At 55.1% G+C, this 14024-nt stretch carries 14 protein-coding genes; 6 read left to right on the top strand and 8 right to left on the bottom strand.

Annotated elements, in window-relative coordinates; all coding sequences use genetic code 11:
• Positions 1–58: 58 nt before the first annotated feature.
• The 5 genes from ACP26O_RS00175 (at position 59) to ACP26O_RS00155 (ending at position 5574) form a co-directional block, all read left to right on the top strand.
• Positions 59–502, top strand: coding sequence for a hypothetical protein (locus ACP26O_RS00175; RefSeq protein ID WP_010100611.1), 444 nt, complete (start codon positions 59–61; stop codon positions 500–502).
• Between the two features lie 118 nt (positions 503–620).
• Positions 621–2234, top strand: a complete 1614-nt coding sequence (locus tag ACP26O_RS00170; protein ID WP_426356326.1) for a recombinase family protein — start codon at positions 621–623, stop codon at positions 2232–2234.
• Positions 2231–3133, top strand: coding sequence for a ParB/RepB/Spo0J family partition protein (locus ACP26O_RS00165; protein ID WP_010100615.1), 903 nt, complete (start codon positions 2231–2233; stop codon positions 3131–3133). The genes ACP26O_RS00170 and ACP26O_RS00165 overlap by 4 nt, the downstream gene beginning before the upstream one ends.
• Entirely contained in the window at positions 3130–4032 is a 903-nt protein-coding gene (locus tag ACP26O_RS00160; protein ID WP_426356280.1) for a plasmid partitioning protein RepB C-terminal domain-containing protein, read from the top strand. The genes ACP26O_RS00165 and ACP26O_RS00160 overlap by 4 nt, the downstream gene beginning before the upstream one ends.
• Positions 4033–4320: 288 nt before the next feature.
• Positions 4321–5574 (top strand): PIN domain-containing protein, encoded by a 1254-nt coding sequence (locus ACP26O_RS00155; protein ID WP_426356279.1) that lies wholly within the window; start codon positions 4321–4323, stop codon positions 5572–5574.
• A 131-nt stretch (positions 5575–5705) separates the two neighbouring features.
• On the opposite strand, the gene ACP26O_RS00150 is transcribed toward ACP26O_RS00155, so the two are convergent.
• The 5 genes from ACP26O_RS00150 to ACP26O_RS00130 form a co-directional block, all read right to left on the bottom strand.
• Positions 5706–6611, bottom strand: coding sequence for a M48 family metalloprotease (locus ACP26O_RS00150; protein ID WP_426356278.1), 906 nt, complete (start codon positions 6609–6611; stop codon positions 5706–5708).
• A 234-nt stretch (positions 6612–6845) separates the two neighbouring features.
• On the bottom strand, positions 6846–7118 hold the full coding sequence (locus ACP26O_RS00145; RefSeq protein WP_426356277.1) for a hypothetical protein: 273 nt from the start codon (positions 7116–7118) through the stop codon (positions 6846–6848).
• A gap of 337 nt (positions 7119–7455) precedes the next feature.
• Complete coding sequence (locus tag ACP26O_RS00140) at positions 7456–9225, bottom strand: hypothetical protein (protein WP_426356276.1); 1770 nt, start codon at positions 9223–9225, stop codon at positions 7456–7458.
• A 142-nt stretch (positions 9226–9367) separates the two neighbouring features.
• Positions 9368–9928, bottom strand: a complete 561-nt coding sequence (locus tag ACP26O_RS00135) for a hypothetical protein (protein WP_426356275.1) — start codon at positions 9926–9928, stop codon at positions 9368–9370.
• Positions 9929–10074: 146 nt separating this feature from the next.
• Entirely contained in the window at positions 10075–10803 is a 729-nt protein-coding gene (locus ACP26O_RS00130; protein ID WP_426356274.1) for a hypothetical protein, read from the bottom strand.
• Positions 10804–11110: 307 nt separating this feature from the next.
• On the opposite strand from ACP26O_RS00130, the gene ACP26O_RS00125 reads away from it, so the two are divergent.
• Positions 11111–11419, top strand: a complete 309-nt coding sequence (locus ACP26O_RS00125) for a hypothetical protein (protein ID WP_426356273.1) — start codon at positions 11111–11113, stop codon at positions 11417–11419.
• On the opposite strand, the gene ACP26O_RS00120 is transcribed toward ACP26O_RS00125, so the two are convergent.
• The 3 genes from ACP26O_RS00120 to ACP26O_RS00110 are packed head-to-tail and all read right to left on the bottom strand — an operon-like array spanning position 11416 to position 13789.
• Complete coding sequence (locus ACP26O_RS00120; RefSeq protein WP_426356272.1) at positions 11416–12498, bottom strand: type VI immunity family protein; 1083 nt, start codon at positions 12496–12498, stop codon at positions 11416–11418. The genes ACP26O_RS00125 and ACP26O_RS00120 overlap by 4 nt on opposite strands.
• Positions 12499–12542: 44 nt before the next feature.
• Positions 12543–13262 (bottom strand): VRR-NUC domain-containing protein, encoded by a 720-nt coding sequence (locus ACP26O_RS00115; RefSeq protein WP_426356271.1) that lies wholly within the window; start codon positions 13260–13262, stop codon positions 12543–12545.
• Complete coding sequence (locus ACP26O_RS00110) at positions 13259–13789, bottom strand: PAAR domain-containing protein (protein WP_426356270.1); 531 nt, start codon at positions 13787–13789, stop codon at positions 13259–13261. Before ACP26O_RS00110 ends, ACP26O_RS00115 begins: the two co-directional genes overlap by 4 nt.
• Positions 13790–14024 lie beyond the last annotated feature (235 nt).

The raw sequence follows: 14024 nt of genomic DNA, 5'->3' as shown, positions 1-14024 counted from the left end.
ACTGACCCTGGCCCCGAACACGACTGGCCCCACTACGATTCCTCTGCGGAGCACGGCCATGAAATCGGATCGGATCTGTGCCGCCTGCGGCACACCCTTCACTCCGTTCTTACATATCCCGCATCAACGCTTCTGCTCAGCCAAGGCGTGCCAGCGTGCTCGCCGGCGCGCATGGCAGCACGAGCGCCTTCGAGTCGATCCCGACTATCGCGAGAATCAGATCCGCGCTCAGGCCAACTGGCGGGCCCGACATCCTGGCTACTGGCGGCACTACCGCGAGACGCATCCGGCCTATCGCGATCGCAATTGCGCGATGCAGCGACGACGGAATGCGCGGCGCCTTGCTAGTCCGGTTGCAAATATGGACGTGTGGCCGGCCTGTCGCCCGTTGGCATCTGGGTTTTATATCCTGCGCGACGTGGTTGAGGCCGGCGTTGCAAAGATGAACGCGTGGACGGTGCACATCGCCGTGCTATCTGAGCCGAGGCCTGTTCCGGCCTGATTGCAAAGAGATGACGTGTTCGACAAGGGTCTATGGCCTGCTACCTTGGCTGTGTACTCGCTCGCATTCGACGTCATTGCAAGGCGCGACGCGTTCGCCGATACAAATCCCCTAGTTGATGTCGGGGACGGCGCAGCGAGGGGCGGTTGCCAGTCGGAGCTGGATCGTGGACCTCGATTGCACATGCGAATCCATTGACGAGCAGGCCTGCAGGATGCGGGCCGCTGAATACGTTCGGATGTCGACGGAGCACCAGCAGTACTCGACGGAGAATCAGCGTGATCGCATTCGCGACTACGCTGCTCGTCGCGGCCTTGAGATCGTACGGACCTACGCCGACGAGGGTAAAAGCGGTTTGCGTATCGATGGGCGCCAAGCGCTGCAGCAGCTGATCCGGGACGTGGAAACCGGCATGGCCGATTTCCAGGTGATCCTCGTCTACGACGTGAGCCGTTGGGGACGATTCCAGGATGCAGACGAAAGTGCCTATTACGAGTACATCTGCCGGCGCGCTGGTATCCAGGTCGCCTATTGCGCCGAACAGTTCGAGAACGACGGCTCGCCCGTTTCCACGATAGTCAAAGGTGTGAAACGTGCGATGGCGGGTGAGTACAGCCGCGAGTTGTCAGCGAAGGTCTTCGCTGGGCAGTGCCGGCTGATCGAGCTCGGTTTCCGGCAAGGCGGCCCGGCCGGCTATGGGCTACGCCGAATCCTGGTCGACGAGCATGGCCTCATGAAGGGGGAATTGCAACGCGGCCAACACAAGTGCCTGCAGACCGACCGTGTCATTCTGATGCCTGGTCCGGAACGCGAGGTTCGAATCGTCAACCTCATCTACAACTGGTTCATCGATGAGTCACTCAACGAGCACGAGATCGCCGCACGTCTGAACGGCATGAACGTTCAGACGGACCTTGGGCGACCCTGGACTCGGGCAACCATTCGGGAGGTACTGACTAACGAGAAGTACATCGGCAACAACGTCTACAACCGTGTGTCGTTCAAGCTGAAGAAATCGCGCGTCACGAATCCGTCGGAGATGTGGATACGCAAGGAGGGTGCGTTCGAATCCATCGTGCCGAGCGAAACATTCTATACCGCGCAGGGCATCATGCGGGCGCGCGCCTGGCGCTACTCGAGTGAGGAGCTAATCGAGCGTCTGCGAAACCTGTACCGAAGCCGAGGCTTTCTATCGGGCGTTGTGATCGACGAAACGGAGGGCATGCCGTCCACCTCGGTTTATGTGTATCGCTTCGGCAGCTTGATTCGTGCGTATCAGACGGTTGGCTTCACGCCGGGGCGTGACTATCGTTATATCGAAACGAATCGCTTCATTCGGCAACTGCACCCAGAGATCGTTGCCGAGACCGAAAAGAAGATTGCGGATCTCGGCGGATCCGTGTCGCGTGATCCGGCGACAGATCTGCTGACCGTGAATCGAGAGTTCACTGCGTGTATCGTGCTGTCACGGTGCCAAGTGCGCGGCAGCGGACGTAACCACTGGAAGGTGCGGTTCGACACGAGCTTGCTTCCCGACGTCACAGTGGCGGTCAGGTTAGACCGAAGCAACTCGATGGCGCTCGACTATTACCTCCTGCCGCGCATCGATTTCTGGCAGCCCCGCATCAACCTCGCGGACTGGAATCCGATCGAGTTCGAGAGCTATCGCTTTGACACGCTGGACTACTTGTACGGTATGGCGCAGCGTGCTCGGCTGAGGAGAAAAGCGTGACTCAGCGTGAGCAGCCTGGTGAGGTTCGGATGATCCCCATCAGCCAGATCGAAGTGATCAACCCTCGCGAGCGCAATGGTCGCGTCTTCGAGGAAATCGTCAGCAACATCAAGACAATCGGCCTGAAGAAACCGATTCTGGTAACGCCACGGGCAACGGCAAGTGGCGTGGAGAAGTATCTCCTAGTGTGTGGGGAGGGACGACTGAAGGCGTTCCGATCGCTCGGCGAAACAACGATACCAGCGCTGGTGGTGAGCGTGAGCGACGAAGACGCGTTCATCATGAGTCTGACGGAGAACATCGCGAGACGGCAGTGCCGACCGCTCGAACTGCTCGCCGGCATACGCGAGCTGCAGGAGCGCGGATACGCACCGAAGGCGATCGCCGAGAAGACGGGGCTCACGCAGCACTACGTGCAGGGGATCCTGACGCTGCTGCATCAGGGTGAAGAGCGCCTCGTGATCGCAGTGGAGAAAGGTCGAATTCCGCTGAACGCGGCGCTATCGATCGTCGGTGCTGGCGACGACGATGAGGCGATCCAGGCGGCACTCCAGGAGGCATATGAATCGGGGAGATTGCGCGGGCGCCAGCTGATGGACGCTCGGCGCGTCATCGAGCGGAGGAAGGCGCTCGGCCGCACGGCGAATCGAAACATGACGCGCAAGGTGATGGACGTGACCACATCGAGCCTCGTCCGAACGTATCAGCATGAAGTTGAGCGACAGAAAACGATGGTGCGGAAGGCTGAGTTCACGCAGCAGCGATTGCTGTTCATTGTCGGCGCCCTCAGGCAGCTATTTGCCGATGAGAACTTCGTCAACCTGCTGCGCGCTGAGGAACTGGCGACTTTGCCGAAGTATCTGGCGGAACGTGTATGGCCGAGCGGGAGTCCAGCATGACCAGCGTAGCACTTGGGTTCATTCCGGAACCACTGTCCGTTCCGATCGCGAGCATCCTGCCGTCACGGCGCACACCTGCTGGCATGATGATCTCGCGCAAGTTCAAGCAGATCAGAAGCTCCATCGAAGAGGTAGGCTTGATCGAGCCGCTTTCAGTGACGCCGGTCGACCAGGCATCGGGCAACCACGTCCTGCTCGATGGGCATTTGCGATTGATCGCATTGCAGGAGCTTCAGTTCAACACCGTGTCTTGCCTGGTTGCCACGGACGATGAGAGCTACACATACAACAATCGCGTCAATCGGCTGTCGACCATCCAGGAACACTTCATGATTCGTCGGGCCGTCGAACGGGGGGTGTCCCCGGAGCGACTCGCGAAGGCTCTGTCCGTAGATGTGTCGCAGATCATCAAGAGAATGGCATTGCTGGACGGGATTTGTGCTGAAGCGACTGAGCTCCTGAAGGACCGGCAGTTTTCGCCGGAGCTCGCGCGAGCTCTACGCAAGATGAAACCGACGCGGCAGGTCGAGTGCGTCGAACTGATGGTGGCGGCGAACAACCTGTCTGTGTCTTATGCGGAAGCGTTGCTCGTTGCGACACCGGCTTCTCGTCTGGTCGAAGGAAAGAAACCGAGAAAGCTTGCCGGCGTGAGCCCCGAGCAAATGGCGAAGATGGAGCGGGAGATGAGCAATCTGCAGGGGCAGTACAAGGTGGTCGAGCAGACTTATGGACAGGACGTGCTCAACCTCGTGCTCGCAAAGGGTTATCTTGCGAGGCTGCTTGGGAACGAGTTGGTGCACCAGTACCTGCAAGCCCAACAAGCGGACTTACTATGCGAACTCCAGTCCGTCGTCGATACGATTGCCCTGGAGCAGCCGGCCATCGAAGTGACGACGTGAAATAGCCTCGCGCAACTTGAAATTGGTGTCGTCATCCAACGATTGCCGTCAACTGCACTACGATTGAGTTGGGGCAGGTACGTGAGCGACACCTTTTGTGATCCTCGCGTTCCGTACAGGCTCCTGGGCGACTTTACGCGGACTGTATCTGTTTGATAGTGAAGGAAGGGGTAAGCGTCTGCGGCAAAAAGGCGACCACTCTTCTTGACGCTGTTGCGCGTATAGTCAGTCCCGCGCTCGTATCGAATCATGGCAATATGATGGCTATACACATATAAACTTACAGCGATGGCGACCCATATTTTCATTGACACCAATGTTTACCTGAATCTTTACCACTACACCAAGGACGACATTGCTGCACTTGATACGCTATTCAATTTGCTGGCGAAAGAAGAAATCGTTCTTCACTTGCCTGAGCAGGTCGTGGACGAATGGCGCCGCAACCGTGAGGCAAAACTCAGTATCGCCGCGAAAGAGTTCTCGAAATCTACTTTTGCGGATATTCCCCGGCACATGTATAGCTTACAGATGGCCCAAGCCTATGTGGATGCCGCGGCTAACCTGAAGAAGGCGCGGGACCACCTCATCGCCGAGGCAACAGCGAAGGCGCGGACATTTCAGCTCGACGTAGACATTACTCTGGATTTCCTGTTTGCCGCAGGCACGGAATACGAGCACGACGACGAAGTATTCGCTAAGGGAAAGTTGCGCGCCGAGCGCGGCAACCCGCCGGGGAAGCCGGGTAGTTTTGGCGACCAATACAATTGGGAAATGTTGCTGGCCAAGGTGCCAGCGGTCGATCTCTACGTGGTAACGAAAGACAGTGACTATGTGTCTGCGCTTGATGGGAAAGATGAGCGGGGCATGCCCTATCCGAACTCTTTTCTAAAGGACGAGTGGTTCAACAAGAAGGAAGGCGCAAACCTTTATGTCTTTGACAGCGTTAAGAGCCTATTGGCGCATTACAACAAGACCCTTGCGAAGCCCGCTGCTCCCGAGGTTGAGCAAAATGAGCAAGCGATAGTTCAGGCCGAGCCCGAGCGCCCTCAACCGGCCGACGAAGCGATTCCAAACGAGCATATTGCAGGGTTCCCACCCGCTCAAGTGATCGAGGCAGCCGAAGGTGATAAGCCCGCATGGCAGCCGGACGAGGTGAAAAAGACCACTGACGTCACAACTTTCTTTGAGCACTCGTACGTTCCTTTGACGGCCGAGCAAGAGGCTGCCAAGGTACAAGCAATCAACGCCCTTGAGCAGAGCGGTTCATTCGCCACTACGCATGCAACGATTGCCGAATTAAAGGAGTTTCTCGATAGTTTCAAGCCCGACGAGGTGGACAGGCTATTCGAGACCGCGCTCGGGAACAATCAGGTAGGCTGGATCGTCACCGATAGCGATGTCAATTCGTTTTATGTTCGCCTGTTTTCCCGCTACCTGTCGGTCGTAGATCCGGGACTTATTGATCCGATGATCGACCTACTCGGCCTAGGGCCCAGTGAAGAAGACAACGACCCGCTCGCCGACGGCCATGCTTTCTGAGCGACTCACAAGCGAGCTTCGCATTGCGATCGACCGCTTGTGAGAACTCACTTGCCGTTTGGCTACACAATCCGTCTCAGGTCAGGTTCCAAACGTTCGTAGCCTTGGCATCTACGCGGTGAGCGACATGATCAGTTGGACAGACGGGCAATCCGTTCGTCGAGGGGAGGATGGGTGTCAAACACCCCTACAGCAGCGGCCGGTGCGTGGAGCAGTTTGAGCGCGGATACCATGTCCTCCGCCGAAGTCATGGCCGCGGCAGCGGCGTCAGCCTCGTATTCCCGGGCACGACTGTATTCGAAATATTTTTTCATCAGCGTGCGTTCCAGATAGACGAATCCAACGATGAACGCCGCCGCGATGATCACGTAGCGGGTAAGCAGAAGCAGAAGCGGCGCAGCTGCGTGCGCGGCCTGCAACGGCCCGGCAAAAAACGCAACGACGGCAATGGTCAGGACGAACAGCAGAGCGATCGCAGGAAGAGCTTGCTTGAGGACGATCTTTCCGAATTCGGAAAAAAGTCGCGGGTAGATCTGGAGCGCTTCGTAATACGCGATCAGGAGGGCCTTGTCGCGCGAGTCACCGTGCTTCAGATGGGCGACCTCGTGAGCGGCGAAAGCCGTAAGCTGCTTCGACGAGGACTCTTTCACCATGCGCGAAGAAAAAGCGATAAGCGCCTCGCGCCCGAACACTGATGAAATAGCGAAAGCGTTCACCTGGTTCAATTCGTACTGGCAGACCCTCACGTCATAGGGAAGGTTCGCGACGAGGGGACGCACGACATCGAGAAGCGAGTCGTCCGGCTTCAAGATGACGTTTCCGGTTGAGGCCTCGATACTGTTCAAGACGTGCTTCCCTGCCACCAGACACGGTAGTGCCAGAATCAGGAATCCGATGGCGGCGATCTGGGCCACGACAGGTCCAAACCAGTCCAGCTTGTTGTGCAGTACGAGCAGCACTGTGCAAAAGAGGAAAAGCGCTGTCAGGCCAGCGAGGAAGTATCGGGCCGTGCGGGGCGACGTGAGGGCAGAATTCATGGAACTCTTCCGAAGTTGTTTTTCCGTTTAACGGCGGATAGGTCTAAGGACTTGAATGAAAGTGCCAGGCGGCGGCAGGGAACTTCGCTGCACCTGCATGCAAATTGAGCGGAGCAAGACCGGCCTGTCACCCCGAATGCCCGTGGGTCGCTGCGGCGACGTTCGCTCAATCAGGTCCGCTCGGATCAGTTGAAGATGAGCAAAAACATCCTTCGTTCATCACCAGCTCGGAGTTCAGTGGACCCAATCCACAAAGTCCCAGGCATATGTGAGATCGCCTTCACCCTCAAGGACGGGCACCTGCGATCCCCGTAGTGCTGTCGCGAACGCTGTACGGTGGGGGCCGGGGATGTCGGCTAGGCGCACGTCGAACGCGCGGCCATCGCGCTCGATCACCGGCACTGTGCCAAGCGAATCACGAAACAGCACGGGACGCTTCCGCAATGCTGCACTTGATCGCACGAGGAAATCCGGTGTGATGGGGAAGGCTTCGTCATCGCAGTTCATAAAATATCCTGCAAAAGCATCGCGAAACCGGCGGCACGTAACATGAGCGCTAAACAGTGGTCGCTTTTGGTCGAGTCCCATGGTTACTGTTTCTTCCGATCATCCATCCAGGCCAGCCAGCCTCGGCGATACGCGCGCGTATCGGTCACGCGTGGTGCTGGCGGGCGTCCGTCTGGTAGTACGCGGCCACTGTCCGGTCGTAGATTGTCGTGTCGATCAGCGATCGTAGATCATAGTATCAATCAGCCAGATTCGCCGGTCGCGGAGAACCCAGGAGATCCAGCAGGAAAAACCAATCGGTTGCCGAGTCACATGCAGCCTGCACGGCACGCGCATCTTATTCCTGGCAGTAAATGATGGGGATGACATTCATATCCTTCGCGGCATGCGCGAAAGACGATAGAATCCACAGCAGTTGTATGATATTGCCCGTAACAGCCTGCTTGGCTTTTATTTTATTGAATTCAATCTCAATGGCGGATTTTGATATAAACGAGCATGATAGGACGGCTTTTCGGTGAAGCTTGTAGTCTTGCAAGAGGTGTTTAACGTAGTCGTCAATCGCGGCGCAATCGCCTTTTCTGGTTCGGCTAATTTCGCTCTGTACCGTATCTTGGGAATAACTCTTGGAGAATTTTTCGTCGACCTTCTTTGTGAATTGTTCCTTTGAGAAATACATGTTGCCAAGATTTTTTATGCCTTGACCCACAACGTCATGAAGCTTGCTTGCAGATCGGCTAACGTCCCCGTGTTTAGAATGGATAAAGCAAATGCATGAGTCTGCACTGTTCAGAGTAATATGATCAGCCCATTCATTACCCAGATCATCGCAAAAAATGTAATCATCATGAGCGTGAATGGTCTCTGCTATACCAAACATTGAATTGGCATCGAATGCAGTTGAGGTTGATTTGATTTCACCCTTTTCGCTAGTGGCATTTGCGATCTCGGGTTTGGCAATCAAAATGTCTAGTATGCTATCGATTTCGGAAATGCCGGATGAGTCTTCAAAGCATCGCCCCATAAAATACATGTACTTGGGATCTTCGAAGCAAATACTAAAGAATCCGTTCTTAATGATGTATTTCTGAAGAGAGACATCCTTCCCGTTCTCTGTAAGCTTGATTCTCTGAAGGGGGATGGATAGTAATGTGATTGATTTCTCGTTTTTCCTGAGCCTTGAAGTATTTTCGTGACCCACTACCTTCAGGTCTTTGTCGACCTCATACACCTTCTCCAAAATTTTGAAGATTCGATCAAGTCGCCCCTTGTTTAGTGAAAGCGATTTTTTCTTTCGTGTTTTGTAGGAAACAGGGATGTTTTCTCTAAATATTCTGTCGTGTAGCATCGCGCTCTCGATCAAAATGGCCGAAGGCTCGGTGACGGCTAGTACCTCGCTAAGATCGACTAATTTTGCGAAGGAGTCCAAAAACGCCTTGTTTGTATTTGGATTTTCAATGAGGTGAACTTGACCTTTTGCCCAAAGCGCGATTTCATCGAGCCTCTTTCGTTCGGAGGCCTCGACTACTCGACCGGAGTTCGCGGAAATGGTTTTTAAGTTTGAGCCTTGGCGAATTTTCAGAAAATAGGGAATTGATCGTCCGGCGGCATGTGTCGACAGTAGGCCTTTTAAATCGGCGGCTTCATATGACCTTGCTCGCATCGCGCGCTCTGATATCGTCATATTGCGCAGTGCAATTTTTTGAAACTCAACTTCGTCATCGTCAAAGGTTGATGTTAGAAGCGAGTGGTCAATCGCATTGAAATGTTCGTCGATCTTGTCGGATATATTGGCGCAGCTTTTTTTGAAGATCGATATGTATTTTCCAATTTCGATTATGACGATGTACGCATATATTGTATCTTGGAAGTCCTCAGTCAAAAAATAGACGGGACGGGACGAAGGAAATGCTCTTGCAGAATACGTGTACGTGAAATCTGTATTGGGTGCGATACGCGCTTGCCTAAATTCATCGATCAGAAAATTGCTATTCTTTTCGATATTTTGAGATGCGGCGTCTAACAGAGCCCCTATCGAGTCATCTGTCAACTCCGCTTTCGGGAAGTAAAATTGTGCATTTTGTGTTATGAGTAGGCGGTCTGGCATATGGTCTCCTATAGCGCTAGTCTCAATCCGATGGTCGTCGTTGTGTGATCGATTGCGACCGGCTATCTATGTCCGATTAGGTTGGGGTGCGTGTCGAACGAGCGCTGTGCTGACCCGGTGGTGATGCTGGCTGCTCCGAGATCTAGTGTTCGCGGACAAGAAACACGACAGGAGGCAGTATAGACAGTAAGATGAATGCGAATAGGCGTAGCCGCAGATCGATACTTGCGGCACGGCGTAGAAATCCGTCACCCTCCTTCGTTGACCGCATCAAGCTTGCGAAGCACCAGAGTGAAAAATTGAGCACGAACAGCTCGAGCATAAGTAGACCGATGCCCGTGCCTGCGAGCCAAGCCTTCCACAGCTCGAGTTTTGACAGTGAAGACGGCAGCTGAGCCCCTATCTTTCCAATCAACAGGCCGATGGCCAAGCCGCCCATCCCATAAGTGTTGATCAAAACTTGATACGCCCCGGTAGCAATGAATTCGATCTTCGGAAACAGCACTGCTAGACCGAAAAGCGCTAATCCGAGCACACCCACCACGTTCCATATGTGCGGACCTATTCCATCAGAAATAGCGGCTTCCAGATAACTGGCGGGTAGTCGGTTTTTGAAGTGCGTGATAAATAACACGGCGACCGTAGCTGGTGCCGCCCACCAAAATGCAACCCTCAATCCCTCTATTGGCACGATTGCAGACAAAAAAATGAACGATTGAATGGGGCCAATTGAGCCTTGAGGTACGAACGAACATTGGATAGTTGCATGAAGTTTTGTATACGGCACATGGCGTATGAGAGCAGCCGTGAAGATCCATCGTCTAGGCAGTGCGCGTTGGCGTACCAATGCTACTCGTCGGCCCCTTTCCCCGGATGATTATCGATAACGAAATTCAGCAGCCCGATCGCTTGTGTGAGCTTGTCACTTGTATCAGCAAGCAGAAGGCTGAGGAGATAGAACGCTGCAAGGGACCCTGCGATCGTCCAGACGATTGAGTTGTTCAGGGCAATGTGTTGATCCTGCATCAGTTTGACGACGCTAATTCCAAGAGTCGCGAGCGCTGGAAACGTCCCAACTTTGTCAAGTTGGCCGATCAACCGCCCACGTCGATTGTCGAATGCGTCTCGCTGGTGAGAGATATGTTCGCGAACGTAGGCCAATTCCGGCAAGGAAAAGCGCATAAGATCATTGCAATGTGGTAGCAGTCGATCAATATCAGCGCTGGCCAACTCAAGTATTGGTCCAGCAGGTCTTTTGCGTATACGGTTTAACATGGGAATGGCTTGTACCACAATTGCGATTAGTGACAAAAGACCGGAAATTTCCGTACCGACTGCAACGCCTAATGCCAGAGTTGCCAGAACTGGGATGGGCCAGAAGTGGTGAATCGCAAAGAGACAGAGCAGTAAGGCGAATCCGAAACCTGCGCAAAAGAGGAAGAGAGCAATCGCCTTGTCGGCGTTTACTTCGACGGAAGTCAAAATCCTTTTGGGGCGACTGGAGTGGATTGCTTGTTGAACGATTTCGAAAGTGGCCCGGACAGCATCCGGTGTAAGAAATTTCGTATGCGCGTCCATGAATGTGCCTAATCGATTGATAATTGATAGCCGTTAATCATACCGTCTTACGTGACGTAGGGTTATGTCGCACGAGGTGAGTGCATAACGGCGTGCTGACGACAAACTTGAGGTCGAGACGCGGTGAAAACGCGATCGACCGACGGCTCGCATCAATCTTTTAAACAATCATCAGAGTTGTTGTCGTTGTTGAACTATCAACGAGAGAAATCGCATAGCATAGAATATGCGCTGGAAGGAGCATGCTTCCAACGGCGCTGTTGATGATCCGGCGTGCTCTTATTGTTCCCTAAGGGTGAGTTCCGCAATGAGCAAGAGGGCAACGATATTCCTCGACATCGATGAGGTCCTGCATCCAAATTTTGTGGGCGACCTCGAATACGGGCTCAACGGACCAGTGGTGGTTGGCCAGGGAGTTTGTTCGCTGCAGACCAAACTCGCCGAACGAGTTAGCGGGAAAGCGGTCGACGTCGCGATCCATAGTACGCGGATCTATATGTTCGACCTCAAACGCTTACAAGATGAGTATCTGCGCGAGCTGAGCGCGGCTACCAAAATTTATCTGACGAATCAGCGCATTGAGAGTCGCTCGTTACGGATAGGCGCCGCAACCTAAACCCGATTGGGGATTGCGTTTTCGCTTGTCAAGCGAGGTGTGTTAAGTACCCCGGCTTTCGCGTCCAGCAGTTCATCTTCGCTCACTTCAAAGCGATGAAGCCACTCGGCCGTCGACGTGGCTGTGTTGTACGTCGGCGCCCCTCCGTTCACCGTGCCGTGTTGCAGTGCGTCGAGCGAGTCTGCGCGGATCACGCGCAACGCGTGATCGAGGATGATGTAAGGGGGCGGCACGATGGGAGGTTGTCCCTCGTCGTCCGACGCGCCCGAGTCTGGCAACTCGCCTGCACGTATGACTATTCCAGTACCGTAGTCGCCAATCGCAAACCAATCAGGAGGCAGTTCCGAGCGCAGCGTGGAGAGCCCGCCGACCGCGTCGAGCATCGACTTGTTGATCGCTGTTAGCCAATCGACGGTTTTGATTTTCCCTTTGAGCTGGCGCGTCGCCAGATCGCCCGGCGCGCCCACATCGAGACCGGGCATCATCCGCGAAATCCAGTACTCTGTCGGCTCATTCTCGTTGACGGCCGTCGGCGACAGGTTGACTGCGAAACCAGCGTGTCCGTGAACCGCACTGAGTCGCTTCGCAGCGTCGAAGAACAGCTTCACAAACGTGTCGGGATTCTCTTGCACGTCAACCAGTGGCCAGGAAAACGATAGCGCATTGAATCCTCGGTTGCCCATTTTTTCTTGCCGCTGCCGCAATCCGACGACGGAAAACTGATAGAGGCTCGCGTCCGTGGCTTCCTTGCCACCGAGGTAGTCGAAGTCGAAGCGATCTTCCGGCGATAGCGAGGCAGCGAGCCCACGCAGTGGCTTCGCTTTTTTGAAAGTCTGCGCAGCCTTGCCGTTGTGCCAGACAAACGTCAGTTTGTCGGGTGCGGTCTTGGTATAGTCGTCAAGGCATTCTGCGATCGCGGTGCGCACGTCCGAGTCGAAGGCGCGCTCAAAGTAGAGCGCCGCACGCACGACGAATGCGGCACCGATGCCGCTGGTTGCGTAACGAGGCTCGAGCAAGCCGTTGGCGATGAGAGCCTGGTCTTGATTCGCCTTGGCCCAATTGATGAAATTTTTGTCCATGGGTTATGTTCAATCCGGGGCATTTGGTCCGCTGGCAACGTGCATTATGGAACAAAGACCGGTGACGGAGGCGGTAGCCCACCGAAGCCAGGGATCTTTGGCGGCCCCTTGCCAATCAAATTGCGTAGCGCACGGCCCAGTTCTGAGAGCTTCTCTGCGGCCACCTTTACAGGGCTCTCGTCGCCGTCGTCCTCCGAGCAGTCACAGTCCTGTGGGCCCATTACTTCGAGCTTCTCGCGCGAGCCGGCGATCAAGCGAAAGTCTTCTTCCTGTTCCGGGTCCCGCTTCTGCGGCGGGAATTTGATTTCGACGACATTTTTGATGTTGTCTTGCGTCGGCGGCCGGGTCGGATCTTTTACGATCACCACATCCGGGCGGCGCATCGTTCCACGCGGATATTCCTCGATTCCTCCTGGCCAATACTTTTGCAGCCATCCCGGCAGATATGGGTGTGGCTCCAGCGGCGTTGCCGAGCGCATCACCGGTGTAGGCGGAGTGTTGGCCATGTTGTAGTTGACCTCGGCCTTGTACGGACTCATCCAAGCCATATCCTGGTCGAGGTCGCGCAAATTGCGCGATACGCACTGTTGCTTGAGTTCGGCCTCGGATTCGTTCTTGTCCGGCGAACGGTTGCATACACAGATTGCTTTGCAGATGATCTTCTTGTCGACCGGGTCGAGCGTCAAGGGCTTCAAGCGAACTGGCGTGGTCGTGCCCTTGGGTGTCATCCCGCCTGGGGTGTTGCTCGATCCGTAGCTACTCATGCCGAGCCCCTTTCGCCCGAGGCCTCGGAGCCGAAGCGCAGTGAAGCAGGGGAATCCGCTTCATGCCACTGCGTGTATCCCTCAGCGTCTGTTGTGCCAGTTAGCGTTCGGCCATCAGCCGTTTCAAGTGAATAGGGGTGGTTCGGGACAGGCTTGCCTGTAACTTCGTCAAGTACCTGAAAGCGCCCGCGATAAGAGTTCGCAGCATTGGCTATTGATTCGTGCGTTGCGGTTCTTCCGCCGGTTCCACCGGAGCCCATCGGTACGCGCGCGCGAGCAAGGGTCTGCGACGAGATTAGCGACGCGCCGCACGCAGTCTTGTCGCCCTCGAATGCGGCGGCTCGGCCTTGCAGGTTGAAGCCTGGATTTTTGCTTGTGACGATCGGATATACGCCGCTGCAATGGGGGCACGTGACCATATCGCCCACGCGCGCCATCGGTTTTCCATCGATGTTGGTCGTTGATGCGCAGCCGATCACACGGCCGCCATGCGTGGTGGTGTCGCCCTCGACAATGAATGCATCCATATTGTTGTGTCCGTCTTTTGGGATTGCGCCGAAGCTACTTTAAACCAAATGTCTGACGAAAACGTCAAAACTCGTCAGAGGGCCCGCGCAACGCAGTGCGCGCGCTGGCCCGCGTGACAAGAAGTGCTGGCGAATGATGGACAGGATTGGCGGGGGAATGCAGGGCAGGATAGTTCTACGACATCATCGCAAAGCGGGTCGCCCGTGCGCCGGCGAGTGCATGATGTCGTCCACC

Source organism: Burkholderia sp. R-40 (genome assembly GCF_049942845.1).
Taxonomy (GTDB): Bacteria; Pseudomonadota; Gammaproteobacteria; order Burkholderiales; family Burkholderiaceae; genus Burkholderia; species Burkholderia ambifaria.
The sequence above is the reverse complement of the archived record's forward strand: the minus strand, read 5'-3'. Positions and strand labels throughout refer to the sequence as shown.

Bases quoted from the DNA above. Each gene is read 5' to 3' on its own strand.
- ACP26O_RS00175 (WP_010100611.1), top strand. From the start codon at position 59: ATGAAATCGGATCGGATCTGTGCCGCCTGCGGCACACCCTTCACTCCG.
- ACP26O_RS00150 (WP_426356278.1), bottom strand. From the start codon at position 6,611: ATGAATTCTGCCCTCACGTCGCCCCGCACGGCCCGATACTTCCTCGCT.
- ACP26O_RS00130 (WP_426356274.1), bottom strand. From the start codon at position 10,803: ATGGACGCGCATACGAAATTTCTTACACCGGATGCTGTCCGGGCCACT.
- ACP26O_RS00140 (WP_426356276.1), bottom strand. From the start codon at position 9,225: ATGCCAGACCGCCTACTCATAACACAAAATGCACAATTTTACTTCCCG.
- ACP26O_RS00160 (WP_426356280.1), top strand. From the start codon at position 3,130: ATGACCAGCGTAGCACTTGGGTTCATTCCGGAACCACTGTCCGTTCCG.
- ACP26O_RS00155 (WP_426356279.1), top strand. From the start codon at position 4,321: ATGGCGACCCATATTTTCATTGACACCAATGTTTACCTGAATCTTTAC.
- ACP26O_RS00120 (WP_426356272.1), bottom strand. From the start codon at position 12,498: ATGGACAAAAATTTCATCAATTGGGCCAAGGCGAATCAAGACCAGGCT.
- ACP26O_RS00170 (WP_426356326.1), top strand. From the start codon at position 621: ATGTCGGGGACGGCGCAGCGAGGGGCGGTTGCCAGTCGGAGCTGGATC.
- ACP26O_RS00110 (WP_426356270.1), bottom strand. From the start codon at position 13,789: ATGGATGCATTCATTGTCGAGGGCGACACCACCACGCATGGCGGCCGT.
- ACP26O_RS00115 (WP_426356271.1), bottom strand. From the start codon at position 13,262: ATGAGTAGCTACGGATCGAGCAACACCCCAGGCGGGATGACACCCAAG.
- ACP26O_RS00125 (WP_426356273.1), top strand. From the start codon at position 11,111: ATGAGCAAGAGGGCAACGATATTCCTCGACATCGATGAGGTCCTGCAT.
- ACP26O_RS00145 (WP_426356277.1), bottom strand. From the start codon at position 7,118: ATGAACTGCGATGACGAAGCCTTCCCCATCACACCGGATTTCCTCGTG.